27 protein-coding genes are annotated in these 25158 nt (G+C 63.0%); 7 read left to right on the top strand and 20 right to left on the bottom strand.

The features are described 5' to 3' along the window. The first annotated feature begins 7 nt into the window (after positions 1 to 7). From glgX to C5P05_RS10030, 6 genes are all read left to right on the top strand, one after another. On the top strand, positions 8 to 2134 hold the full coding sequence (gene glgX, locus C5P05_RS10055) for a glycogen debranching protein GlgX (protein ID WP_198674687.1): 2127 nt from the start codon (positions 8 to 10) through the stop codon (positions 2132 to 2134). A 29-nt stretch (positions 2135 to 2163) separates the two neighbouring features. Further along, positions 2164 to 3435 (top strand): glucose-1-phosphate adenylyltransferase, encoded by a 1272-nt coding sequence (gene glgC / locus C5P05_RS10050; RefSeq protein WP_114969699.1) that lies wholly within the window; start codon positions 2164 to 2166, stop codon positions 3433 to 3435. Continuing rightward, positions 3432 to 4916, top strand: coding sequence for a glycogen synthase GlgA (glgA, locus tag C5P05_RS10045; protein ID WP_114969698.1), 1485 nt, complete (start codon positions 3432 to 3434; stop codon positions 4914 to 4916). The genes glgC and glgA overlap by 4 nt, the downstream gene beginning before the upstream one ends. Before the next feature lie 32 nt (positions 4917 to 4948). Next, a complete protein-coding gene (locus tag C5P05_RS10040; RefSeq protein ID WP_114969697.1) occupies positions 4949 to 7432 on the top strand; it encodes a glycogen/starch/alpha-glucan phosphorylase in 2484 nt (827 codons plus the stop codon). Positions 7433 to 7502: 70 nt separating this feature from the next. Further along, positions 7503 to 8207: a response regulator transcription factor gene (locus C5P05_RS10035; protein ID WP_114969696.1), complete on the top strand. Its 705-nt coding sequence runs from the start codon at positions 7503 to 7505 to the stop codon at positions 8205 to 8207. Positions 8208 to 8209: 2 nt separating this feature from the next. Further along, positions 8210 to 9499 carry an ATP-binding protein gene (locus C5P05_RS10030; RefSeq protein WP_114969695.1) on the top strand — a complete coding sequence of 430 codons (1290 nt, stop codon included), beginning with the start codon at positions 8210 to 8212 and terminating at the stop codon, positions 9497 to 9499. A 268-nt stretch (positions 9500 to 9767) separates the two neighbouring features. Here C5P05_RS10030 and waaF read toward each other — a convergent pair whose 3' ends face one another. The 17 genes from waaF to C5P05_RS09945 form a co-directional block, all read right to left on the bottom strand. Beyond that, on the bottom strand, positions 9768 to 10775 hold the full coding sequence (waaF, locus tag C5P05_RS10025; protein WP_269813920.1) for a lipopolysaccharide heptosyltransferase II: 1008 nt from the start codon (positions 10773 to 10775) through the stop codon (positions 9768 to 9770). Continuing rightward, a complete protein-coding gene (locus tag C5P05_RS10020; RefSeq protein WP_198674686.1) occupies positions 10762 to 10968 on the bottom strand; it encodes a zinc-finger domain-containing protein in 207 nt (68 codons plus the stop codon). Before C5P05_RS10020 ends, waaF begins: the two co-directional genes overlap by 14 nt. Positions 10969 to 10987: 19 nt before the next feature. Continuing rightward, entirely contained in the window at positions 10988 to 11938 is a 951-nt protein-coding gene (locus C5P05_RS10015; protein ID WP_114969693.1) for a branched-chain amino acid transaminase, read from the bottom strand. A 50-nt stretch (positions 11939 to 11988) separates the two neighbouring features. Then, positions 11989 to 12423 carry a glycerate kinase gene (locus tag C5P05_RS10010; protein ID WP_114969692.1) on the bottom strand — a complete coding sequence of 145 codons (435 nt, stop codon included), beginning with the start codon at positions 12421 to 12423 and terminating at the stop codon, positions 11989 to 11991. Positions 12424 to 12501: 78 nt separating this feature from the next. After that, positions 12502 to 13863 (bottom strand): ATP-binding protein, encoded by a 1362-nt coding sequence (locus C5P05_RS10005; RefSeq protein WP_114969691.1) that lies wholly within the window; start codon positions 13861 to 13863, stop codon positions 12502 to 12504. Then, complete coding sequence (locus C5P05_RS10000) at positions 13860 to 14531, bottom strand: winged helix-turn-helix domain-containing protein (RefSeq protein ID WP_114969690.1); 672 nt, start codon at positions 14529 to 14531, stop codon at positions 13860 to 13862. Before C5P05_RS10000 ends, C5P05_RS10005 begins: the two co-directional genes overlap by 4 nt. A 29-nt stretch (positions 14532 to 14560) precedes the next feature. Then, on the bottom strand, positions 14561 to 15268 hold the full coding sequence (locus C5P05_RS09995) for a cytochrome b/b6 domain-containing protein (protein ID WP_114969689.1): 708 nt from the start codon (positions 15266 to 15268) through the stop codon (positions 14561 to 14563). Positions 15269 to 15274: 6 nt separating this feature from the next. Continuing rightward, complete coding sequence (locus tag C5P05_RS09990; protein WP_114969688.1) at positions 15275 to 15763, bottom strand: diheme cytochrome c; 489 nt, start codon at positions 15761 to 15763, stop codon at positions 15275 to 15277. A 29-nt stretch (positions 15764 to 15792) separates the two neighbouring features. Beyond that, positions 15793 to 16194 carry a DUF1924 domain-containing protein gene (locus tag C5P05_RS09985; protein WP_114969687.1) on the bottom strand — a complete coding sequence of 134 codons (402 nt, stop codon included), beginning with the start codon at positions 16192 to 16194 and terminating at the stop codon, positions 15793 to 15795. A gap of 63 nt (positions 16195 to 16257) precedes the next feature. Then, positions 16258 to 17625, bottom strand: coding sequence for a DNA repair protein RadA (gene radA, locus C5P05_RS09980; protein ID WP_114969686.1), 1368 nt, complete (start codon positions 17623 to 17625; stop codon positions 16258 to 16260). 90 nt (positions 17626 to 17715) lie between these two features. After that, a complete protein-coding gene (locus C5P05_RS09975) occupies positions 17716 to 18339 on the bottom strand; it encodes a hypothetical protein (RefSeq protein WP_114969753.1) in 624 nt (207 codons plus the stop codon). Positions 18340 to 18385: 46 nt separating this feature from the next. Beyond that, complete coding sequence (locus C5P05_RS09970) at positions 18386 to 18925, bottom strand: GTP-binding protein (protein WP_114969685.1); 540 nt, start codon at positions 18923 to 18925, stop codon at positions 18386 to 18388. A 7-nt stretch (positions 18926 to 18932) separates the two neighbouring features. Beyond that, positions 18933 to 19853 (bottom strand): hypothetical protein, encoded by a 921-nt coding sequence (locus tag C5P05_RS09965; RefSeq protein WP_114969684.1) that lies wholly within the window; start codon positions 19851 to 19853, stop codon positions 18933 to 18935. Next, on the bottom strand, positions 19850 to 20452 hold the full coding sequence (locus C5P05_RS09960) for a hypothetical protein (protein WP_157979281.1): 603 nt from the start codon (positions 20450 to 20452) through the stop codon (positions 19850 to 19852). The genes C5P05_RS09965 and C5P05_RS09960 overlap by 4 nt, the downstream gene beginning before the upstream one ends. Further along, on the bottom strand, positions 20445 to 21194 hold the full coding sequence (locus C5P05_RS09955) for a phosphate/phosphite/phosphonate ABC transporter substrate-binding protein (RefSeq protein ID WP_114969682.1): 750 nt from the start codon (positions 21192 to 21194) through the stop codon (positions 20445 to 20447). Before C5P05_RS09955 ends, C5P05_RS09960 begins: the two co-directional genes overlap by 8 nt. Continuing rightward, complete coding sequence (locus tag C5P05_RS09950; protein WP_114969752.1) at positions 21191 to 21685, bottom strand: PAS domain-containing protein; 495 nt, start codon at positions 21683 to 21685, stop codon at positions 21191 to 21193. The genes C5P05_RS09955 and C5P05_RS09950 overlap by 4 nt, the downstream gene beginning before the upstream one ends. Before the next feature lie 11 nt (positions 21686 to 21696). After that, positions 21697 to 22059 carry a roadblock/LC7 domain-containing protein gene (locus C5P05_RS09945; protein ID WP_114969681.1) on the bottom strand — a complete coding sequence of 121 codons (363 nt, stop codon included), beginning with the start codon at positions 22057 to 22059 and terminating at the stop codon, positions 21697 to 21699. Between the two features lie 113 nt (positions 22060 to 22172). Here C5P05_RS09945 and C5P05_RS09940 point away from each other — a divergent pair, with 113 nt between their 5' ends. Beyond that, on the top strand, positions 22173 to 22403 hold the full coding sequence (locus C5P05_RS09940; protein ID WP_114969680.1) for a ketopantoate reductase family protein: 231 nt from the start codon (positions 22173 to 22175) through the stop codon (positions 22401 to 22403). A gap of 19 nt (positions 22404 to 22422) precedes the next feature. Here C5P05_RS09940 and C5P05_RS09935 read toward each other — a convergent pair whose 3' ends face one another. From C5P05_RS09935 to C5P05_RS09925, 3 genes are read right to left on the bottom strand one after another with little or no spacing between them, the layout of a single operon-like run. Continuing rightward, positions 22423 to 23160 carry a cytochrome c3 family protein gene (locus C5P05_RS09935; RefSeq protein ID WP_114969679.1) on the bottom strand — a complete coding sequence of 246 codons (738 nt, stop codon included), beginning with the start codon at positions 23158 to 23160 and terminating at the stop codon, positions 22423 to 22425. Further along, positions 23157 to 23735 (bottom strand): hypothetical protein, encoded by a 579-nt coding sequence (locus tag C5P05_RS09930; protein ID WP_114969678.1) that lies wholly within the window; start codon positions 23733 to 23735, stop codon positions 23157 to 23159. Before C5P05_RS09930 ends, C5P05_RS09935 begins: the two co-directional genes overlap by 4 nt. After that, on the bottom strand, positions 23736 to 25025 hold the full coding sequence (locus C5P05_RS09925) for a 2Fe-2S iron-sulfur cluster-binding protein (RefSeq protein ID WP_114969677.1): 1290 nt from the start codon (positions 25023 to 25025) through the stop codon (positions 23736 to 23738). Between the last annotated feature and the right edge of the window lie 133 nt (positions 25026 to 25158).

Here is a 25158-nt window from a genome sequence, read left to right as displayed (position 1 = left end):
GCCAGACGTGTCCACACCCACTGTGTCATGCGAGTCGGGGCAGGCTTGGCCCCTGGGCGCCAGCCCGATGACCCTGCAGGGACAAGCAGGCGTGAACTTCGCCGTGTCCTCCCGCCACGCCGAACGCGTGGAAGTCTGCTTGTATGACGCACAGGGGGCACGGGAGACGGCCCGATTTTCCCTGCCGGCGTGCAGCAACGGCATCTGGCACGGCTTCGTGGCCGGTCTGGGCGCTGGGCAGCTGTATGGGCTGCGCGCCCACGGGCCGTATCAGCCCTTGCAGGGACAGCGCTTCAATCCGGCGAAGTTGCTGATCGACCCTTTTGCACGCGCCCTGGTGGGTGACACCCAGCACCTGTCGCTGGAGCGCGATTACCTGGGGCCCGTCGCCGAGAACGCCACGGCGCTGGACGCCCTGGCGGACCCGACGGACAACGCGTCGCGCATTCCCAAAGCCCGTGTTCTGGACCTGGCGGCGGAGCTGCAGGCCGGCGCGGCGATCACGCCTTGCGCGCCGCTGCCGCCGGAGCGCACCGTACTGTACGAGGTGCACGTCAAGGGTCAAACGCAACGCCACCCGGAGGTGCCCGCCGCCCTGCGCGGGCGTTATGCCGGTCTGGCCAGCGCCCCGATGCTGGCGCACTACCAGCGGCTGGGCATCACAACGCTGTGCTTGCTGCCGGTCCAGTTGTTTATGACCGAAGCGCATCTGCTCAAAAAGGGGCTGCGCAACTACTGGGGCTACAACACGCTGGGCTATTTCATCCCGGAGCCCGCCTACGCCAGCGGCCAGTACCCGGACGAGCGTGCCGAATTCCGGTACATGGTCGACCAGCTGCACCGCCATGGGCTGGAGGTAGTGCTGGACGTGGTCTACAACCACAGCGCCGAGAGCGACACCTTTGGCCCCACGCTGAGCTGGCGCGGCCTGGACAATGCCAGCTGGTACGCGCTGGATGATGCCGGCCAGTACCTCAATTTCAGTGGCTGTGGCAACAGTTTTAACCTCGCGCAGCCCTGCGCCGTGCAGATGGTGATGGACAGCCTGCGCTGGTGGGTGCAAGCCTATGGGGTGGACGGTTTCCGTTTTGATCTGGCCACGGCGCTGGGGCGCGACCCGGTGCGTCAGCATCATTTCCACCCGGTGTCCGAACTGCTGACGGCGATTGGTCAGGACCCGGTGCTGGCCAAGGTCAAGCTGATTGCCGAGCCCTGGGATGTCGGGCCGCACGGCTACCAGCTCGGGCAATTTCCGGCCGGCTGGCTGGAATGGAACGACCGCTTTCGCGATACCAGCCGCGCCTTCTGGCTGGGGTTTGACTGCACGCGCGGCGCCTTCGCGCGGCGGCTCGCCGGCTCCAGCGACTTCTTTGACCATGACGGCCGCAGTCCCCTGTCCAGCGTCAACTTGCTCACCGCGCATGACGGCATGACGCTCGCCGATGCGACCTCTTATAGACACAAACACAACTTCCCCAATGGCGAAGACAACCGCGATGGCCACCACCACAACCTCAGTGACAACGCCGGGGTGGAAGGCCCGACGCAGGACGAGGGGGTGCAGGCGGTGCGCGGGCAGTGGCGGCACGCCCTGTTGGCGACGCTGTTTTGTTCCCAGGGCACGCCCCAGTTGCTGGCAGGCGATGAGCTGGGGCATTCGCAGAGCGGCAACAACAACGCCTATTGCCAGGACAACGAGACGACCTGGCTGGACTGGTCTGGCGCCGACCCCGGCCTGACCGGATTTGTCGCCGGCCTGATCCAGTTGCGCCACGCCCACGCGGCGCTGCGCCATGCGCGCTGGTTCACGGCAGACGACATCCGCTGGCGCAATCCGGACGGCTCCGCTTTGAGCACCGCCGACTGGGACGATCCGCAGTTCCGAAGTTTTGCCTGCCTGATCGAGGTGGCTGACGCAGGCCGGGTGCCGGCCGAGCGCTGGCTGCTGCTGTTTCATGCGGGCAGCCAGGCCCTGTCTTTTGCGCTGCCGCCGGGCCGCTGGCTGCAGGTGCTGGACAGTGCTGCGGCGCGGGTCCTGCCCCAGGGTCAATGGGGGTTAGCCCCGTCCAGCGTGGGTGACATCACCCTGTCACCCCGTTCCGTTTTTGGACTGGTCCAGACGGACAAGCCATGAATTGAACCTTTTAGTTTGCGAGGTGCCTCATGAAAACCAGAGATCTCCACCAACAGGTCCGTCAAACGATTGCCCTTGTTCTGGCCGGTGGCCGGGGTGCGCGGCTGCAGGCCTTGACGGAAAACTGCGCCAAACCTTCCGTGTACTTTGGCGGTAAATACCGGATCATCGACTTTGTGCTGTCGAACTGCCTGAACTCGGGGGTGCACCGCATCGGCGTGCTGACGCAATACAAATCGCACAGCCTGTTGCGCCATTTGCAGCATGGCTGGTCATTTCTGCGCAATGAGTTCAATGAGTTCATCGATTTGTTGCCGGCGCAGCAGCGCGTTGACGAAGCGTCCTGGTACCGCGGCACCGCCGATGCGGTCTATCAAAATCTGGACATTCTGCGCAGTCACCATGCCAAATACATCCTGGTTCTCGCCGGCGACCATATCTACAAAATGGATTACGCCAGTCTGATCGACGACCATGTTGGACAGGGAGCCCCGTGCACGGTGGCGTGCATTGAGGTGCCCCTGGCCGAGGCGAGTGCCTTCGGTGTCATGACGGCGGACGCCACCGGGCGCATCACCCGGTTTGATGAAAAACCCGTTAACCCGCAGGCCATGCCGGACCGGCCGGGGCTGGCACTGGCCAGCATGGGCGTGTACGTGTTCAATGCCGACTATCTGTTTTCGGCACTGGAGTCGGATATCGCCGACCCCGCTTCCCACCACGACTTTGGCAAGGACTTGATTCCGTCCATCGTGTCACGCGGCGACGCGGTCGCTCACCCGTTCGAGCGCTCGTGTGTCAAAACCAACGCCGAGGCAGCGTCTTACTGGCGCGATGTGGGCACCGTGGATGCTTACTGGGCCGCCAACATCGACCTGACTGCGATCATTCCTGAGCTTGATTTGTACGATCGGGACTGGCCCATCTGGACCTACCAGGACACCCTGCCATCGGCCAAGTTTGTCTTCGATGACGATGGGCGTCGCGGCATGGCGGTCGATTCCCTGGTGGCGGGCGGCTGCATCGTGTCCGGTTCCCTGGTGCGGCGCTCGGTGTTGTTCACCGGCGCGCATGTCCATTCTTATTGCAGCATTGAGGAGGCCGTCATCCTGCCAGGGGTCAGCGTGGGACGCCACGTTCGCTTGCGCAAGGTGGTGATTGACGAGGGCTGCCAGCTCCCCGAAGGCATGACGGTCGGATTTGACGCGGCCGAGGATGAGCGGCGCTTCTACCGCAGTCCCCAGGGGGTGGTGCTGGTGACGAGCGCCATGCTGGCGGCACAGACGCAGGGGCCGGCGTGAAGGTGCTGTATGTTTGTGCAGAACTTTTTCCGTTTCTCAAGACCGGTGGTCTGGCCGACGTCAATGCCGGCCTGCCCCCGGCGCTGCAGGCCTTGGGCTGTGAGGTGCGTCTGTTGATGCCCGCTTTTCCCGCCATTGCCGCTCACAGCAGGGGCACGCGGCCCATTGCCTTGTTGCCTGACGGACCCCAGCCATGGGGTCCGGCGCCGGTCCTGCCGGCCGCGGCGGTGGCGCTGGCGACTCTGCCAGTCGTTGCCACGCCGCTGTATCTGGTCCAGGCGCCCGCCTTGTATGAACGTCCGGGAAGCCCCTACCTCGGTCCGGATGGCAAAGACTGGGGCGACAACGCCCTGCGTTTTGCGGCCCTGGGCTGGGCGGCCGCGACCTTGGGCCAGGGGCTCGATCCGGACTGGGTGCCGGATGTCATTCACTGCCATGACTGGCATGCCGGTCTGGCCCCCGCCTATAACCGCGCCTTCGCCGAGGCCGGCCGCTACACACCGGCAAGCGTTTTCACCATTCACAATATCGCCTTCCAGGGCTTGTTCCCCCGCACCGTGTTCCCACAGCTGGGTCTGCCCGCGAGCTACTTTGACGTGGATGGGCTTGAGTTCTACGGCCAGGTTTCGTTCATGAAGGCGGCGCTTTGGTACGCCGACCGGATTGCCACCGTCAGTCCGACGTATGCGCGAGAAATTACCACGGAGCCTCAGGGTTGTGGGCTCGATGGCCTGTTGCGCGCGCGTGCCGAGCTGCTGTCAGGCATCCTCAACGGGGTGGATTACGCCATCTGGAGCCCTGACACCGATGTCTTGCTGCCAGCGACCTACGATGTTGACACGCTGCCGGTCAAGGCCAGCCTCAAACGGGCGCTTCAGCTGGACTTTGGGCTGGAGCCGCGGGGGCAGGCCTTGGTGTTCGGCGTGGTGAGCCGGCTGACGGTGCAAAAAGGACTGCATTTGCTGCCCCAGGTGATCGACGAACTGGTTCAGCGCGGAGGGCAACTGGCCTTGCTCGGGCAGGGCGATGCGGCACTGGAGCAAGCATTCATCGAGGCGTCCCTGCGCTATCCCGGACAGGTGGGCGTGCGCATCGGCTACGACGAGGCCACCGCGCACGCCGTGGTGGCCGGCGCGGATGTCATTGTGGTGCCCTCGGCGTTTGAGCCTTGCGGCCTGACCCAGTTGTATGGCTTGCGTTACGGCACCTTGCCGCTGGTGCGCCGGGTCGGGGGGCTGGCCGACACCGTGGTCGATTGCACGCTGGAAAACCTGGACGAGGGCCGCGCCACGGGCTTTGTGTTTGACGATTTGAGCGCGGACGGCTTGCTGGCCGCCGTGCGTCGGGCCTTTGCCTTGTCGCGCCGCCCCGGGCAATGGGTGGCGGTGCAAAGACGGGGAATGGGGCTGCGATTCGACTGGCCCAGCGTTGCAAAGCATTACCTTTTCCTATACGAGTTACTCAGGCCGGGCGCAGAATAAAGAGTCCGCGTACGCTTTGAGAAGGATCAGCCATGCCGCCCGTCACTGCTTTTGAATATGACAAGCCCATCAACAGCGTCGAAGCCTTGCGCCGCTCCATCTTGAACCGGCTGGTCTATGCGGTGGGCAAGGACGTGCGCTCGGCAACCCAGCGCGACTGGCTGTTTGCGGTTTTTCATGCCGTGCGCGACCGCATCATGGGTTGCTGGCGCGAGTCGCTGGCGCAAGCCGAAGACCAGGATGCCAAGCGCGTGTATTACCTGTCCATGGAGTTTTTGACCGGGCGCGCGTTGACCAACGCCTTGCTGGCCGCTGATATTTACGAGCCCGTCAAACAGGCGTGTGCCCTGCTGGGCGCCGACTTTGATGCCTTGATTGATCTGGAGCCCGATGCCGGCCTGGGCAATGGCGGCCTGGGGCGTCTGGCCGCCTGTTTTCTGGATTCGATGGCCACCCTGGGCCTGCCCGGCATGGGTTATGGCATACGCTACGAATACGGCATGTTTGCCCAGCGCATTGAGCAGGGGCAGCAAGTGGAAGAGCCGGACTACTGGCTGGTCAACGGCCATCCGTGGGAATTCATGCGTCCCGAATTCAGCTACACCGTCCGGTTCGGCGGACGCTTGGTGCCGCAGGATGGGCACTCGCTGTGGCTCGATACCCAGGACGTGATTGCCACCGCCTACGACAGCGGCGTGCCCGGGCACCAGATGCGCAGCGTGGCCACCATGCGACTGTGGTCGGCACGCGCCAGCGGCGGGGTCAATCTGGATGCGTTCAACCGGGGCGACTACATCCAGGCCGTGGAAGACAAGAACCACTCGGAAAACGTCTCGCGGGTGCTGTACCCGGACGACCGTACCGAGCACGGCCGCGAATTGCGCTTGCGCCAGGAGTACTTTTTTGTCAGCGCCTCGCTGCAGGATATTTTGCGGCGCCACCTCAAGAGTCACAGCGGCTTTGAGCAGCTGGCCGACAAGGTGGCGATTCACCTGAACGACACGCACCCGGCGCTGGCGGTCCCCGAATTGATGCGCTTGCTGCTGGACGAGCACCAGCTCGGCTGGGAAGCGGCGTGGTCCTTGTGCACGTGTGTCTTTTCCTATACCAACCACACCCTGATGGAAGAGGCGCTGGAGACCTGGCCGGTGGAGCTCTTGAGCCGGGTGTTGCCTCGCCACATGGGTTTGATTTACGAGATCAACGCCCGCTTTCTGGCCGAGGTGCACGCACGTTTTCCGGCGGACCATGCGCTGTTGCGCCGTATTTCGTTGATCGAAGAGCGTGGCGTGCGCCGCGTGCGCATGGCCCATCTGTCCGTGCTGGCCAGCCACAAGGTCAATGGTGTGTCAGCCTTGCACAGCCAGTTGATGGTGGAAACCATTTTTTCCGATTTTGTGCAGATGTATCCGGAGCGTTTTTGTAACAAGACGAACGGCATTACCCCCCGCCGCTGGTTGGCGCTGGCCAATGCGCCCTTGTCGGCCTTGATCGACAGCCGCATCGGCCCCGACTGGCGGAGTGAGCTGGACCAGTTGGCCCGGCTGCGCGATCTGGCCGATGACACCGAGTTCCAAAACGCTTTCGGCTTGGCCAAGCAGCAGAACAAGCGCCGCCTGGCCGACCTGATCGCCCGCTGCCCCGGCGTCAGCGTGGACCCGCTGAGTCTGTTCGACGTCCAGGTCAAGCGCATGCACGAATACAAGCGGCAACTGCTCAATGTGTTGCACATCATTACCCGCTACCACCGGATACTGGCCCAGCCGCATGCCGACTGGGTACCGCGCACGGTGATTTTTGCCGGCAAGGCGGCCTCGGCCTATCACATGGCCAAATTGATCATCCGCTTGATCAACGATGTCGCGCGTGTGGTGAACAGCGATCAGCGTATCGGGGGCCAACTGCGGGTGGTGTTCATTCCCAACTACCGGGTTTCGCTGGCCGAAATCATCATTCCCGGCGCCAACCTGTCGGAGCAGATTTCCACCGCCGGAACCGAGGCCTCGGGCACCGGCAACATGAAGTTTGCCCTCAATGGCGCCCTGACCATCGGCACCTGGGACGGCGCCAATATCGAGATCGCGGACAACGTGGGGCGGGACAACATTTTCGTGTTTGGCAACCGCACCGAGCAAGTGGCGGAGCTGCGCGGCTACGGCTACCAGCCGCGCAGCTATTACGAGGGGAATTTTGATCTGAAGTGCGCCATTGACCGGCTCTCTGAAGGTGCGTTCTCGCCGGAGGAGCCCGAGCGTTACCGGGAGGTGGTCAACACCTTGCTGGAGTCCGACTATTACCAGCTGCTGGCGGACTATGCGGATTACGTGGCTTGCCAGGAGAAGGTGGATGATCTCTACCGCAGGCCGGCTGCCTGGACGCGCAGCGCCATCCTGAATGTCGCCGGCATGGGTGTGTTTTCTTCGGACCGCACGATCGGTGAATATGCCAGCGAGATCTGGGGTGTCCAGCCGCTCAAGCCCGCCGTGCCTCAAGCGCCATCCTTGTTGCCTGTGTAGCGCAATCGCTGTTTACGTAACTTTACCGCGGCTTCAAGCGTCGGAGGGGGCCCTGCACTAGACTGGCCGCATGAGTCAACACCTGCTGATGATCGAAGACGACGCCCGCCTGGCCCAGATGGTGAGCGAGTACCTGGGGCAATCCGGGTTTGTGGTGAGCCAGGCCGGCGACGCCCACAAGGGACTGGCCAGCCTGCAGGCCAGCCCGCCCGACCTGGTCATCCTGGACCTGATGCTGCCCGATATGGACGGCCTCGAAGTGTGCCGCCGCATCCGGGCCTTGCCGGGTGCGCTGGCGCAGGTGCCGGTGCTGATGCTGACCGCCAAGGGCGACGCGATGGACCGCATCATCGGCCTGGAAATCGGCGCCGATGACTACCTGCCCAAACCGTTCGAGCCGCGCGAATTGCTGGCGCGCATTCGCGCCATCCTGCGCCGGCGCGTGGAGGGCGCGCCCGAGGTCGGCCGCCAATTGCGTTTTGGCACGCTGGAGATTGACCGCGACGCCCGCACCGTGGCGGTCGGGACGCAAGCCTGCGACCTGACCTCTTACCAGTTTGATTTACTGGTGGCCCTGGCCGAGCGTGCCGGCCGGGTGCTTACGCGGGACCAGATCATGGAAGCCGTGCGGGGCCGCGAGCTCGACGCATTTGACCGCTCCATCGACGTGCACATGGGCCGCATTCGCGCCGCCATTGAGCTCGATGCCAAGAATCCGAAGCGCATCCTGACGGTGCGTGGGGTGGGTTATGTGTTCGCCCGCCAGCAAGACTGAGCATGTTTTTCAAAAAACTCTATGTGCGCATCTGGCTGGCCGTCGTGCTGGCGGTGGCGGTGCTGACCCTGATGGTGGGCTGGGCCTGGCGCCTCGCGGCCGAGCCCCCGTTGCGCGAGGTGGTCGTTCGCAACGAGGCCGGACAAGTCATCGGTGGTGGCCGTCTGGGTCGGCTGCGCCCACCGGACGCTGAGCAGGCGGGCCGCTCAGCGGATGAGTCCGAGGACGGCGAGCCCGGGCCCAATTCACGCGGCAAATATGGTAGTGGCCCCGAGTTCACGGTGCGCATGCAGGACGGCCAAACCCTGCACATGCACATGCCGCGTCCGCCGCGGTCGTTCTGGAACCGGCCCCCATTCGGTTTTTTCTGGACGCTGGCGCTGGTCGCGGTCGCCGTCGCGCTGGCCACCTACCCGATTATTCGCAAACTCACGCGCCGCTTGGAGAAGCTTCAAAGCGGGGTTGAGAAATGGGGCGAGGGCGACTTGTCCATTCGCATTCCCGAGACCGGGCAGGACGAGGTGGCCTTTCTGGCCAAGCGTTTCAACACGGCTGCCGAGCGCATCGAGACGCTGGTGAAGTCGCATGAATCGTTGCTGGCCTCGCAAAAATCGCTGTTGGCCAATGCCTCGCATGAGCTGCGTTCGCCTCTCACGCGCATTCGCATGGGGCTGGAACTCATGGGGGCCACCACGTCCCCGACGTTCAGGAAAGAAATTGAACGCAATATTGCCGAGCTCGATCAGCTGATTGAAGAAATCCTGCTTGCCAGCCGGCTGGATGCACGGGAGGCCGATCTGGGGACCATTGAATCCGTGGACCTGATCGGTCTGGCGGCGGAGGAGTGTGCACGGGTGGACGCCGAACTGGAGGTACAACTGGCGCCCGACACCAGTGGCTCAGAGGCCGGGCAGATGAGTCACGCCGCTTTGCCGGTGCAAGGCATCACCAAATTGCTGCGCCGCGCCGTACGTAACCTGCTGGAGAATGCCCGCCGCCACGCAGCGGGCGACATCACCGTGACCTTGAGCAGGAGCAACGGCCAGGCGGTGATCCGAGTCTGCGACCGGGGTCCGGGCGTACCGGCGGCCTTGCGAGAGCGCATATTCGAACCTTTTTACCGCCTGCCCGGTGCGACCGAGCGGGATGGCGGGGTGGGTCTCGGTCTGGCTTTGGTGAAGTCCATCGCCATTCGCCACGGCGGTACGGTGTATTGCGAAAACCGGCCCGATGGTGATAGCGGTGCCTGCTTTGTCGTCCAGCTGCCTTTGGGGTCCGACGGAAGTGTCTAAATGTTGCGAAAAGTCATGGTTTTCGACAAGAAAGTCATCAATATCCCCCAAATGGGGGATAGCGTCGTCGTCGGATGCCCTGTAAAGTTGCACCAACTGCTGTCACAGTAATCAAGTGCTGGAGTCCAGTCAATAATTTAAATAGACGGGCATCCAGACACGCAATGTTTCCAACGACGTCCTTTCGGGGACTTTTACAAAGCCACCTTCGGGTGGCTTTTTTTTAAGCAAAATAGGGATCTAGCCCCCGTCGTTGCTGCGCAGGCAGCTATAGATGCTGTAGCACGTCGGTGGCCTGAATATCGACCAGACAGCGCGTGTGCCCGAGCGGACAGTCCCGTGCAAAGCAGGGCGCGCAGTCCAGCGGGGGCTGGTAGGCGCCGTCGTTCTTGAGCCAGAGCACGGTCGCCCGCGCATTCAGCGGTGGCGTGTGCAGCGGGCTGCTGGAGCCGAAGATCGCCACTTGGGGCACGCCAAAAGCCGCCGCCACATGCATCAGGCCGGAATCATTGCTCACTATGCTTTTTGTAGCTGCTATCGCACTGAATGCGTTGGCTAGCGTCGTTTTTCCTGCAAAGTTCACGCATTTGCCGGGCTGCTCGGCATTCACCGGCGCGGCGATTTCTTCGCACAGATCGAATTCCTTGCTGGAGCCCAGCAAGACCACGGGGGCGTCAAGCCGGCGGGCCAGCTCGGCAAAGTGCGCGGCCGGCCAGCGTTTGGCAGGGCCGTATTCGGCGCCCGGCGCAAACACGTAATAGCCGCCACGGTGCAAGCCCATGTCGGCCAGGGCTTGCTCGACCTCGGCGGCATTTAGCTGCAGTTGGGGCTGGTCGCTCGCAATGTCGGCCTCGCCACTGAGCGCCGAGTAAAACGCGACCATGGGCGGGCGCCGGTCCTTGGGCGGATTTTTGAGCCGGTGCGTCAGCAAGCCCACCCGCGCCTCACCCAGGTAGCCAACCCGTTTCGGGATGCTGGCCAAAAACGGCAGCAGCGCGCTTTTCAGAGAGTTGGGGCAAATGTAGGCGGTGTCAAAGCGGCCTTCGAGCTGTTGCGCCAAGCTGCGGCGCGCCTTGAATTGCAGGCCGCCATGGGCAAAGGGAAACTCGATGACCTCGGCCACCTGCGGCATGGCGCGGTACACCGGCGCCACCCAGGGCAGTGCGCCGACCGTGAGGCGCTCGCCGCGCGCCTGCAAGCGGCGCATCAGCGGCTCGGTCATCACCGCGTCCCCAATCCACTGGGGCGCGATGATGAGGGAGTTAGTGGTGGCCACCGAAGTGTTCGCCCTCTTTCAGTTTGTAGACGGTGCCGCAATAAGGGCATTTGGCCGAACCGCTGTGGGCCACGTCCAGGTAGACCTTGGGGTGACCATCCCAGATTTTCATGTCGGCCAGCGGGCTGGGGCAGTACACGCCACCTTGTTCGTTCAGGTCTTTGGCCAGTATTTCAACGAGAGATTTGCTCATGATCTTGATCTTGCTTTCTTCAGACTTTGCTCAGCCAATGGGCGTATTTGGGATTGCGGCCATTGACGATGTCAAAGAACGCGCTCTGGATTTTTTCGGTGATCGGGCCGCGGCTGCCCACATAGTCGTCTTTACCCAGCTCAATGCGGTCCAGCTCGCGAATCGGCGTCACTTCAGCGGCGGTGCCGGTGAAGAAGGCTTCGTCGCAGATATAGACCTCGTCACGGGTGATGCGTTTTTGCACCACTTCCAGGCCCAGGTCCTTGGCAATATGGAACACAGTGTTGCGCGTGATGCCGTTCAGCGCGCCGGCCGACAGATCCGGCGTGTAGACCACACCGTCCTTGACGACAAACAAATTTTCACCAGCGCCTTCGGACACAAAACCGTTGGCATCGAGCAGCATGGCTTCGTCATAGCCCTCGTCCGTGACTTCCATATTCGCCAGGATGGAGTTGGTGTAGTTGCTGGTGGCCTTGGCCTGCGTCATGGTGATGTTGACGTGGTGGCGGGTGTAGCTGGAGATCTTGACGCGGATGCCGCGTTTCATGCCTTCTTCGCCCAGGTAAGCGCCCCAGGGCCAGGCGGCGACCATCAGATGAATGGTGTTGCCCTTGGGGCTGATGCCCAATTTTTTGTCGCCAATCCAGGTCAGCGGGCGTAGGTAGCAGGATTCGAGTTTGTTCTCGCGCACGACGGCTTTTTGCGCTTCGTTCACCTCTTCCTTGGTGAAGGGGAGTTTCATGCGCAGAATCTTGGCGCTGTTGAAGAGACGGTCGGTGTGTTCTTCGAGCCGGAAAATCGCCGTGCCATTGACCGTGTTGTAGGCGCGCACGCCCTCGAAAGCGCCACAACCGTAGTGCAGGGAGTGGGTCAGGACGTGGATCTTGGCGTCGCGCCAGTCCACCATCTGGCCGTCCATCCAGATTTTGCCGTCGCGGTCAGACATGGAGGGGGGTAGAGGGCTCATTGGGGGGGTCCTTAAAGAGGGGCGCTTGCAAGTCATGCAAAAGTGTGATTTTACGGGGCCGGGCTGACGGTGGATTCAGTCTGTGATTCGCCCGACTGAGCCGGCCGCACCAGCTCCCATTTTTTCAGTTTGCCGTCCCAAAACTCGCAGGTGACGTGCGACTCAGTGCCGTCGGTCCAGCGGTACAGCTCGGGCTGGGTGCCTGGGGGGCTTTGCAGCGCACCCAGTGCTTTGGTCATCGCCACCACATGCAACAGGGTGACGCCCGGGCGCAGCTTGGCATTGAGCATGACGGCGCTGCCGACATAGCCGATGGGCCGGTCGGACGCCCGTTTGAGCACCGTCATCATGCGGGTGAAATGCAGCAGCAGCCACATGATCAGACCTCCCAAGGCGACGGCCACACCGGGCCAACTGTAGTAGTGGTAAGCGGCGGCGACCAGCGCCACACTGGCCAGGGGGACAAGGATTTTTTGAAATTGCATGCCCGGATTCTGGCAGGCTTGCGCGTGAGCCCCCGTGCGGGTATTGCGTAGTCCGCAACCCGTGCCGTTGAAGCTCGCTTACGCCCTCGATGGCGCCGGCCAGCGCACGCACACCGCCAGTCCACCCAGTCGCTGCGAGCGCTTGACCTGCACTTGAGCCCCGAAGACATCGGCAATGCGTTTGACAATCGACCAGCCCAGGCCGCTGCCCGGCTGGGCCTGACCGAGCACCCGGAAAAATCGCTCGCCCAGGCGCGCCATCTCCGGCTCGCTCATGCCCGGGCCACTGTCCTCCACCTGCAGGACGGGCCGGCCCGAGGCCAGTGCCACCTGCACATCGATGCGCGCGCCGTCCGGGCTGTAGCGCAGGGCGTTGTCGATCAGATTGCGCACCAGCACGCCGATCAGCATATCAGTGCCTGCCACCACGCACGGGGCGGCGGCATCGAGTTCCAGCGTTTGATGGCGTGCCAGCGCTGCGGGCGCCAGTTCGGCGGCGACACGGCGCGACACGGCGCTCAAGTCCACCGTGGCGGCCGGCACAGCCGCGCTGCCCGATGTCGCCTCCAGCCGCGCCAGCGTCAGCAGTTGCTCGACCAGCCGGGTGGCGCGGTCGCACCCGGCCAGGGTGACCTGCAAGGCATGGTCGCGTTGTGCGCTGTCGGTCCCGGCGCCCAGCGCCACCTGCGCCTGGGCGCGGATGGCGGCAATCGGTGTCCGCAACTCATGCGCGGCGTCCGCCGTGAAGCGGCGCTCGGACGCCACCATGGCGTCGATGCGCTCGAACAGGGTGTTCAGTGCCAGCACCAGCGGTTGAATTTCAGCCGGTATGTCGCCCAGTACCACCGGCTCCAGCGCCTGCGGACGCCGCTGGCCCAGCGCCTGGCTGAGTTGGCGCAGGGGCGCCAGACCTTGGCGCACCGCCCACCACAGCAACAAGGCCAGCAAGGGGAAGGCAAACACGAGCGGCAACAAGGTGCCGCGCAAGACGGCCCACAAGATCGAGTTGCGCGAATCCGTTTGCTCGCCCACATATACCTGCACATCGCTCTCGCTGCCGCGCGTGGCAAACACCCGCCACTCGGCGTCCTCGCCCAGGCGCACGGTTGCAAAGCCGCGTGTATTGGCGGACATCGGAGCGGTACCGGCATTACTTGAACGCATCACCAGCTGGCCTTCGTGAAACACCTGAAACGCCACCTTGGGCGCGTATTTATGTAGCGAAGGCGCATCGGCCACGTCATCACCGTCGGCGTGGGTTTGCTGTACCACGAGCAGGGCCGCCGCCTGAGCCAGATGGCCATCCAGCAGTTCGTCGAGTTCATGGCGCGCATCGACCCAGGTCATCACCGCGGCGCCCAGCCAGACGACGGTGACCAGGCTAAGTAACAGCGCCAGCAGGCGCGCCTGCAAGGACTTCAGGCGGCGCAGCAACTTCATGCGGGGTCCGGTGAACGCGGCACGGTGTAGCCGATGCCGCGCACGGTCTGGATCACGTCCGGGTGTAATTTGCGGCGCAAGTGGTGGATATGCACCTCGATCGCATTGCTGTCCACTTCATAGCCCCAGCTGTACAGCTTTTGCTCCAGGTGCTCGCGCGACATGACGCGCCCGGCATTGAGCATCAGCGCGTGCAGCAAATCAAATTCGCGTGTGGACAGCGCCACGGCCTTGCCCTCCAGGCTGACCTGTCGCGCTGACGGCTCCAGCAGCACCGCGCCACAACGCAGGGTGTCATTGATTTGACCGTGCGAGCGGCGCACCAGGGAGCGCAGACGGGCGCCCAGCTCATGCAGATCCACCGGTTTGACCACATAGTCGTCCGCGCCCAGATCCAGGCCGCGGATGCGATCGGGCACGGCGTCACGCGCGGTCAGCACCAGCACCGGGGTACTGATCTTGCGCTCACGCAGCGCTTGCAACACGTCGAGTCCGTCTTTCAGGGGCAGGCCGAGGTCCAGCACAGCCGCCATGTAGTCGCCGGACGCCAACTCGCGCTCGGCGGCCACGCCGTCACGGACCCAGTCCACCTGGAAGCCCAATTGGCGCAAACCGGCACGCAGTCCGTCGCCCAGCATCTCGTCGTCTTCAGCCAGCAGAATTCGCATTAAATAATCCAGGGTGATTCATCGGCACATCAGTCGCCATCATCATGGCCGCGCGAACTGTACTGCGTTTTGTCTGACATCATCTCACCGCCAGATGTTTGAGGCGGTGGTGCACTTTGCCATTGCAGCCACCAAAAACCCAGCACCGCGACCAGCATAACCAGCGCCAGGGGACGCCAGGCGCGGCGGATTCCTGTATCGGGCGTGCCCTCCTTCTTGCCCGTCACCATGGCGCGCACCAGATTTTCACGGTGCAGCCAGCTGGCCACGGCGACACCCGCCACATGAACCGCCACCACGAACAGCATGAAGTTCGCCGCGCCTTCGTGCAGGTCGCCCAGCCAATCGCCGCCCACATCGTTGTAGACAGCCCAGCCGGTGGTGACGATGGCGATGCTGGACAGCAGCAGCAGGACAATCGCCAGCGCCCCGGCCGGGTTGTGCCCGACATGGTGCCCAGGCTCGCCCGCCAGCATGGCGCGCACGTATCGAATGACGGCAGCGGGGCCGCGCACAAAGCTGACAAAACGCGCATGGCGCGTCCCCATCAGCCCCCACAGGATGCGAAAGGCCACCAAGCCGCCCAGGGTGTAGCCCAGGGTCACATGCACCAGGCGCCAGCGCTCACTCTCCGCGGTCAGGTAAGCCCCGGCGAAACTCAGCACCATTAGCCAGTGAAACACCCGCACCGGGGCGTCCCACACCAGAATTTTGGTCTTTGCTGTCGATTCAGTCATGGCGTTCTACTTCGGTATCTTGATATCGCGTTCGCTGAAACTGCCCTGTGCCGCGTTGGTGTGGCAGGCGGCGCAATTGGAGGCGCTGCCGACAGAAGCACGCTTCCAGACCCCGGCCGGTACTTCGCCGTCACGGTGTTTGCGCAAAAACCAGGCGGATTTGGAGATGCGATCCTGCGGTGGCACTTCGCTGACCCGCTTGTAGGTGCCTGCATTGGCCTTGAGCCAGGCGCTGATCTCCTTCGCGCTGGCGTCGTCCAGCGAGGCATCGGTGCCGTAATGCTTGTCTAGGGAGCCCATCAGACGCTGCCAGGAAGCGGCCGGCAGCATGCCGGCCGGGTAGGCCAAGTGGCAACCGGCGCATTCCTGCGTGTATTTGGGCAGGGGTGTCACGCTGGAGCCCTTGCTGCCATGGTCATCCGCTTGGGCGGCGTTTATAGCGCCTGTTGCCAGCAGCAGCGCCAGTGACAATTTCTTGAAATTTGAATGGAACATAAGGTTCTTTCAGAGCAGTTGATCGGGCTTTAGCGTTTGAGCGTCAGCAACCAGGCCAGCACATCCGACTTTTCAGCGGGCGTGCATTCACGCCCCATCACGTCCTTGCAATTGCGGCGAAACCATTTTTCGGTTTTGGCCGTGTCGGCAAAGCGCTCCGGGTTGAAGGCCGGCGCCAGCGGCGCTATCACCTTGCCGGTGCTGGCGTGCTTGCCGTCCACGGTCGGCGTGGCGGTGTGACAGGACGAACAACTCCACTTCTTGCCGTGTTGGGTGGTGAACAGTTGCTGGCCGCGCGTGGGTTGGGCCGGTGCGCCGGCCTGCGCGGTGTAGCCTGCGAGTTGCTCTGCCGGTGTGATGGCCTGAGCCAGCGGGCTCAGACCACACGCCAGGGCGGCGAGAACGAGAGAAAGGGAAGAAAAGCGTTTCATGTCGACTCCTTGATGGAGCTGACATTAACGAGGGGAGATTAAGCTTTTCTTAAGTAGACTGGATCAGCCCAGACCGCGCACGATTTCCATCGCCTGCTCGACCCGCTCCACCGCATGGATGGTCAGGCCTTCAATTGATTTTTTCGGTGCATTGGCCTTGGGCACCACGGCCACGCTGAAGCCGAGTTTGGCGGCCTCTTTCAGCCGTTCCTGGCCACGCGGCGCCGGCCGCACCTCGCCCGCCAGCCCGACTTCACCAAAGGCAATAAAACCCTTGGGCAGCGGCTTGCCGCGCAGAGACGAGGTGATGGCCAGCAGCACCGCCAGATCAGCGGCCGGCTCGCTGATGCGCACGCCACCGACGGCGTTGACGAACACGTCCTGGTCCATGCAGGCCACGCCCGCGTGGCGGTGCAGAACGGCCAGCAGCATGGCGAGGCGGTCTTTGTCCAGACCCACGCTCAGACGTCGTGGCGAAGGTCCGCCGCTGTCCACCAGCGCCTGAATTTCCACCAGCATCGGCCGTGTACCTTCGAGCGTGACCATCACGCAGCTGCCGGGTACCGGCTCGGCATGCTGGCTCAGGAAGATGGCGCTCGGATTGCTCACGCCCTTGAGGCCTTTCTCGGTCATGGCAAACACGCCGATTTCGTTGACCGCGCCAAAACGGTTCTTGATGGCGCGCACTAATCGAAAACTGCTGTGCGTGTCGCCTTCAAAGTACAGCACCGTGTCCACCATGTGCTCCAGCACGCGCGGCCCGGCCAGCGTGCCTTCCTTGGTGACGTGGCCGACCAGCACGATGCAGACACCGCTGGCCTTGGCGGTGCGCGTCAGGTGCGCCGCGCACTCGCGCACCTGGGCCACCGAGCCGGGCGCCGACGTGAGCTGATCGGAGTACACGGTCTGGATCGAGTCGATGACGGCGATGTCGGGCTGCATGGTGTTGAGCGTGGCCAGAATTTTGTCCAGCTGGATCTCGGCCAGCACCTTCACCTGCGAGTTATCGAGCCCGAGGCGGCGCGAGCGCAGGGCCACTTGCGCGCCGCTTTCCTCGCCCGTCACGTACAAGGTGTTTTGTCCGCTGCGCTGCAGCGAATCCAGCGCCTGTAGCAATAGCGTGGACTTGCCGATGCCGGGGTCGCCGCCAATCAACACCACGCCGCCTTCGACAATGCCACCGCCCAGCACGCGGTCCAGTTCCTCATGGCCGGTGGGCGTGCGCGCCATGTCGACCGCGTCGATGTCGCCCAGGGTGGTGACCTCGGCGGTCTTGGCCAGCGAGGCGAAGCGGTTTTTGGTCGGGGCGCTGCTTTCGGGGATGGATTCAATCAGCGTGTTCCAGGCGCTGCAGCTCGGGCATTTGCCCAGCCATTTGGGGCTGGTGCCGCCACACTCGGAACAGACGTAAACAGTTTTTTCTTTGGCCATGGCCAAATAATACTGTACGAAACTACAGTTTCTAGCCGATCAGGCGAACTGTTTCAGGCCAGGTCGTAAATGAGGGGGGGAGAAGCGGCATCAGAGACTGCGGTTGCCGGCGAACCGTGTACCGGCTTCCTTGATGCCCCACAGCAGTTCGACCAGGGCCGGGTTGTTCAACAGCGGCTCGCCGCCCAGCACCAGCCAGTAGCCGGCGCCGTCAACCCAGAAGGGCAGGAAGGAATAGCTGGGCAAGAGGAACTCGGGTTCGCTGTGGAAAGACACATAACGTGTCGCGCCGTCCCAGCCGCGACGGGCCTGGCGCGCAGCGAAGTCGGAATAATCGGCGGCAGCGGCGCTCAGGGTGTCCGCCTCGTCCTGTTCCATGCCGCTGCGCCCGAGGCAAAAACCCTCCGCCGAGGCCAGTACCGCGCGCCGTTCGCCCGAGAGCGAGGCAATCACGTGTTGCAGGAAGTCGTCCAGCTTGGCATCCGGCCCCTGCAAGGGCCGCTGCAGCAACTGCACCCAACCCTGCGCCAGGGCTTGCTCGGAAATCGAAGGCGCTATCGCCGCCCGGTCGGCCCAGCCGGCGGCGTCCAGCGTGCGCTCGCCCGCCAGCAGTGCTTGCAGGGCCAATTCGGTGTCGTCGGGCTGCTGGCGGGCAAAGGCATACAGCACGCCCGCCGGCGTCAACATAAACCATTCAGAGGCTGGGGTGGTCATCGAGGTGCCCGTCATTGTTGAAAGAGGAAAAAAAGGGGAAGCCGCGTCACGCACCATGGGGCGTTCTCATGCCGAAGATCAGGGATTCAACGAGAAGGGTCATGTGCTTGCGGTTGCGCGCATCCGCGTCCATCACGCGTGGCGCGGCGCCCTGATTTTGCAATTCATCCATCAGTGCCGTCGCCACATCCTTGCCGGCCTTTTCGGCGTGGGTCACGCCCACCACCAGCTGGTTGCGCTCGATGAAAGGGCGAAACTGCTGGCAAAACTGGCGCAAATCGTCGATCGGGTCGCGCGCCGCCGCATTGATCAGCAGCACCAGCCCGTGCGCATCGCGGCTCAGGATGTCCCACATGAAATCAAAGCGTTTCTGGCCCGGTGTGCCATACAAATGAACCTTGTTCCCGCTGGCGAGTTTCATCAGCCCGTAGTCCATGGCGACCGTGGTGGCCGGCTTCAATGCGCGAACCTGGTCGGTGGCCGCGGTCTCGGTCTGCACGACGGCGATGTCGGACAGGGTCTGGATTGCCGTGGTTTTGCCCGAACCCACCGGGCCAGTAAAGACGACTTTGTATTTGATGGCCATAAATGCGTCAGAAGGATGGGGCAGGCGCCGGGCGCGAGGCTGGACGGTCCAGCGTTTTGGCCACGAGTTGCGACAGGAACACATCGAGCTCGCTCGGTGGCATGCCCAGGCGCTGCGCCCGCTCCTCGGCCTGGGGGCCGTCGATGGCCCGGATGCTGACGGCCGACGCCAGCGCATCGCTCTGGCAGACCCGCTCGATCACCGTCATTGGCGTGTTGGTGGCGATCCAGCCATCGGCCGGATGGACGATGAGCGAATTCTGCACGGTGAAGCGGGCTTCAAATGGATGGTCCAGCACCAGCATCTCGGCGAGCTTGCGCAGAAACACCTGGCCGCCCGGCTCGGGCAGGGCCGCCAGCCGCGCGTGCAATTCGGCGGCGCTCAGACCTTGTGCCTCTATCGGTATGCTCACCGGGTTGACGCGCTGGGGCGTGCGCGCTGCCGGGGGAACGGCCGGCGGGTTGGCCGAGAGAAACGTCGGTGCCGCCCTCGCTGAAACAGGCGCGGCAGCGGGAACTGAAGCGGAAACGGGTGGCGGCGCGGCCGGGCGGGCCGGGCGTTTGACCGACAAAGCTGCCTGTTCCAGCGCCGCCTGCATTTCCTTGGTGCCATAGGGCTTGGCCAGCCAGACCAGCGAATGCTGTTTCACGGTGTCGGCGTCCATCGCAGCCCAGGTCTGGTCGTGCGCGGGCACCAGCAGCACGGCGGGCGTGCCCTGCAGCCGTTGCAGCAGATCGGCCTCGGCCGCCTCCGACCACTGGCCCAATCCCAGGGGCACGAGGTCGGCCACGATCAAATCGGCTGGGGGCAACACGGCCGTGCGGCTTGCCGGCACGCTTTGCCACAGCCAGTTCCGCAAGGTGCGGCTCAAAAAGATGCCAAAGGCTGTTTCCTCGCGCGGTGACAGGCCGGTGACCACCAGCTTCATGCGAGCTCCTGTGTTTGTTGAAGTTGTCGGCTCACGGTTTCCCAGTGTGGCGGCAGCGTGGCGCCGCTTTGCAGCAGGGCGCGGCGCGCCAGCATGAAGGCCAGGTTGTCATGGCAGGTGATGCAATGGTGTAAAAACGCCTGCTGCGCCTGCGTGTCGGCGTTTTCAAAGGCCGTCACGGCCTGTGCCGCCAGCGCCCGTGAATCGTCCCCACTGCAACGGCGGGCGCGGGTGGAAATATCGGCGCTGGGGCGGGCCAGCACGCTCCAGCGTGTGGCCAGCGGTGTGATGCGGGAGAGCCGCGCCTGTCCCGCCTGCGCCTCGAACCAGCGCACCACATGTTCCGCCAGCCGGGCGCGGGCCAATTGCAGCGCCTGGCGCTTCAACAACTCGTCGCGTTCGCCAAAAGCCACAAAAATGTCCGCCAATGCGCCCTGCGCCGGCTCGGCGCCCGGCAGTTCCAGCGCAGCCTGCAGCCGCGTCAGATGCACACCCACATCCAGCGGGTCGCGCAGCAGACGGCGCGCCTGCTGGCGTACCGTCAGACGCGCTGGCCGCGCGCTGGCCTGAACCTCACGCATCGGGGCCGAATCAGTCAAGCAAAGTGTCCATCAGGTCGATCATGAACTCGGCCTCTTCCTGCGTCATGGGTTCAAACCCGTGGGGCAAACCCAGGGCGTCGAGCACATCGGCATCCCCGGCGGCTTGCCCCATGCCGAGCAAGGCCAGCTTGATGGCCGGCAGGCTGTCGGCCATCCGGGGGTGGGCCAGCAGCACATGGGAGATGTCGCTGATGGCGCTTTCCACCAGCACCCGCAACTGGCTGCGCGTCATGCGCGTCAGCGAGGCGAAGGCATCGGCCAGGAAGAAGGCTGCTTCCACTTCGCCCTTGATGGCGCGCCGCGCCGCCGCCTGGTAGCTGTCCACCGGCACCCACTCAATCAGCGACTCGGTCAGGTCGGCCGGCTCCAGCAGGCGCAGGCCGATGAGCTTGACGTCCTTGTTTTCCGTCAGCGCGATGCGGCAACCCGGTTTCAGGTCATCCACGCTCAGCAGGCCGGACTCGGCGCCGGTGGCAATCACCATCTCGTCAAAGCGCTGGGACGGCCGGGCAAACGGAAGGTAGCCGTGCGTGCGGATCATGTCGGTCGCGTCAAACGGGTTGGCATAGACCAGATCGGCTTGGCATGCCGTCAGCAGTTGGGCCTGTTCCAGCGCATTGGCCGGCGTCAGCAGGTGCAGATGAATGCCCGAGCGCCGCTGCAGCGTGGTGTTGAGCATGTGCCAGCCGGCAAAACGTTCCGGCGCGAAGTCCGGTGCAATCAGAAAATTGAGGGTCATGATGCGGCTTTCTCCTCGTCCAGCCATTGCCGATACACCGGTACCAGTTCGGCAATGCGGGTGCGCGAAGGTTTGCGCCGCACCGAGGTGTAGCCCATGATCACGCCCTGGCGGATGTTGGGCACGGCGGTGGCGTAAACCCAGTAAAAGGCGCCATCCTTGCGCAGGTTCTTCACGTAGCCGTGCCACTTTTGGCCGGCGGCGATGGTGTCCCACAGGCCCTTGAAGGCGATTTTGGGCATGTCGGGGTGGCGCAGGATGTGATGCGGCGCGCCCATCAGCTCCTCGCGGGCATAGCCGCTCATCTCCACAAAGGCGTCGTTGGCGTGCGTGATGATGCCGGCCAGGTCGGTGCTGGAGACGATCAGCCGCCCTTCGGGGAAAGGCCTCTCCACCTCGGTGGTGTAGACCGTGCGCGCGCTGCCGTCGGTGTAGGTCAGGCGGGCCTCGATGGAGGGCATCAAGGGCAGATCCATGTCGGGCAGTCCCATGCTGGCCTCCATCAGATCAGTTTGGACAGCGTCTCGGCCGCCCGTTTGATGTCCAGAAAAATCAGCCCCAGCTTGGCGTTGGACTTGGCCAGCACGGTGAGCACGGCCTCAGGGCCGGCGGAACTCATGATGACGTAGCCGCGCTCGCCCTGGATCAGCACCCGCTCCAGCGCACCCCGCGCCAGTTCGCGCGCGGTGCGGTCACCCAGCGACAGCAGCGCCGCCGACATGGCACCAATGCGGTCCTCATCCATGCCGTGCGGCAGGGCCGCGGCAATCATCAAACCATCGGTCGAAATGAGGGCAGATGCCTCAATATCGGCGGTTGAGCCGTTGAGGTCCTCCAGCGCCTGCTGAAACATATCGGTGCGCATTGCTTTACTCCTGATCCGCAAATTTGCTTCCGATTGGACAGGGTTGCGCCACATGCAGTCTTGATTTGGATCAATGCTCTTGGGAATGACCCGGATCAAGTGAGGCTCGCGTTGTGTGCAGCCGGTCCGGCGCGGGCTGCATCGTGAGTGTGGTGGCGCGCGGGGCCACGCTGGCCGCCCCCGGCTTGATCCAGCACCATTTCGGCAACGGGCTGATCATTGGGGAACCCGCCGGCACCCAGACCGGGCGCTTGGCGCAACTCGCCGCGCTGCTGGTGCGCGCCGGGTTTGACGCCACGGTTTTCGAGCAGATCCAGAAAGACACCTGGTACAAGCTGTGGTGAAGGGCGATGTCCGAACGAATCAATCGTTCTCGCGCTTTTCCCTGCCCCGGTCCTCGCCACCCCGGCCTTTGATGTCGTGCTCGTCGCTGCTGCGGTGGCACTCAACGCAATTGTCAAACTTGCTGATGCCTTCTTCAATATGCTTGCGACGAATATTAGAAGGCGTGTGCTCGTGGCAACCGTAGCAGGTGAAGCGGCTGTAGTCATTGCGAACATGGCAGGTCACACAGCTGGCATTGTGGTCGCTATCCAGCAAGAAATATCTATCGTGGTTAAAGGTGGCCGGTGTCCATTTATTCTGTGTATGGCACTGTGCGCAATTGCCGGTGATTTGCCGGTGCAAGGAATCGGAGGGGGACTTGTGGCAGGCCTGGCATTGGTCGCTGGTTTCCTTCTTCAGCAGGGCGTGATTGAAACTGCCATGCACTTGGTAGCGTTTCACGCCCGCATGGTCGCTGTGGCAAGAAGTGCAGTCCTGGCTGATCAGCTCTTGATGGAACGGCGTTGAAGTGAGCGGCTTGGCCAGGGGTATGCCGGTCGTTGTCAATCGGCCTATGTCGGAGGGCTTGTGGCAGCTCACGCATTTCTCGGAACGGGCACCTCTGAAAGACACATGACAGGCAAAGCAATCCGTATCCAGCTGCTTGTGACCCGCAATCAGCTTGCCAGGACCCACCATCAGGTGCGCATACGCGAAGGTCAATATGGCGAGCACCACCAGGTTGATGGCCAGAATGATTTTGAGAGTCCGGCTCATACCCATCCCCAGAACAAGAAGATGCTGAAGATATGGCCCAATGCCAGGACGGCAAACACGATGAAGATGGGAATGTGCACTTTGCGCCACTGCGTCATGGCGCCGAGCGCCACGGAATCCCAGAACACCGATTGTTCCACCTCCGTCTTGGACAGTCCCCGCAGCTGAAACTTCTCGCGCTCGCCTTGTACATGCTGGCGTGAGCGTTTCAACAACATCTTGCCCACCATGCCGCTGATCACATTCACCCCCATGGCAATCGTAGCCAGCCACGGCAGGATGGCGTTGAAATGCACCCCGGCATGGATCAGTACCATCAGGGAGCCCAGCCAGGCGCTGAACTCATGCATTTTGAGCAGCGATTTGGGGTCGCCGCTGGCGACGTACTTTCGCTTGCGCAAGGAGTAGTACAGCGAGCCAACAATGAGCACCGTGCCCGGTATGCCCATGTAACGCCCCACCCATACCAGGTTGAAGCGATGCAGCAGATAGTCCCCCGCCAACGTGGTGGCGGCCAGTAAACCCAGCAGCAGGGTGAAAGGCAATACATGCTCATGCCAAAGTGAATTTTTCATTTACACCTCCAGTGTCACTGCGGTCTTGGGCGTGCAAACGCACAGCAGGCAATTGCCCGGCTCGGGATCAAAGTCAGGCGATTGGGTGTAGGCCACCTCCCCTGTACGGATGCTGGTCTGGCAACTGCCGCAACCACCCGCGCGGCACCCGGAGTTGACGGCAATGCCGTTTGCCTCGGCAAATTCCAGCAAAGAGCCCATTCCCGGCTGCCAGGGTAGTTGCTTGCCGGACTTGGCGAACAAGACCATGACGGCGTCGCCATTGCCGTCAGCAATACTTGCTGAAGCGCGCGCAGCGGCCGATTTTTTGCGCGTCACGGAGGCCGGGCCAAACGCTTCAAAGTGAATGCGCCCGTCTGGAACACCCCAGTCTTCCAGCGCAGGCACCAGACTTGCCAGCATGGGGGTAGGTCCGCAAATGTGGAAGTGGTAGGGCTTGAGCGGCAATAAGCGGCGCAGCAACGCCACGTCGACACGGCTGTGGTGATGTTGGCCCTGTCTGGCAGGGTTATCGACCAAATCGGTGGCCAGTGGGTCACTAAAACACAAGTGCAGATGAAAGTTTGAATGCGCCCCGACCAAGTCTTGCAGGTGCGACTTCATCATCAACTCAGAACTGTTGCGCACACCGTAAAACAGCCAGACCTCGCGCGCGGGCTGTACCGTCAGGCACCAGTTCAGCATGCTCAGCATGGGCGTGATGCCGATGCCGCCGCCAATCAACACCACCGGCGATTCGCTGCGGTCTATATAAAAATGGCCAGAAGGGGCACGGACCTGCAACAGGTTGCCCTCCTTGACATAGTCATGAAAATAATTCGAAGAAACTCCGGGTGCAACCTGCTTGCCCGCCGGTGCGGGCGCACGCTTGATCGAAACGCGGTAGGTGTTTTGCTGTGGCGCGTCGGACAGTGAGTAGCAACGAATGACGGATTCGGTGCCTCCTTGTGAGGCCGGAATATCCAGACGGAAGGTGAGAAATTGCCCTGGCAAAAACGGCGCAAGCGGCCTCCCGTCTTCGGGCTTGAGATGAAACGAGCAGATCTGCCCTGCAGCATCTTCCAGCGCCTTGCGCTCCACACGAAAGGTGCGAAGTCCCGACCAGGCGGCTGCAGTAATCTCTTGTGCCTCTATGGAAACTTCGGACGTCGCGGCGATATCCGACTCTGCCGCAATATGGCGTAGCGCCTGGTAGGCCTGCCAATGGTGCCAAAAACAGATGCCCAGATAGACAGCGATTTGAAGCAGGATTCCTCCTGCAATCCATAGCAACAGATAAAGAGATGTCATAAGTGTCGCAAGCTTATGCCTGCGGCCTTATCTCTTTCTTAACGTATGTCAAACGTTCGCGGCTGCCAGCAAAGGCGCTCTCATTTGCCCCTGGCATTGCCTACATGAACCGCAATGGCATTTAAAGCGACGG

Source organism: Rhodoferax ferrireducens (assembly GCF_003347515.1).
Lineage (GTDB): Bacteria > Pseudomonadota > Gammaproteobacteria > Burkholderiales > Burkholderiaceae_C > Rhodoferax.
This window is presented reverse-complemented; position numbering and strand designations above follow the sequence as displayed.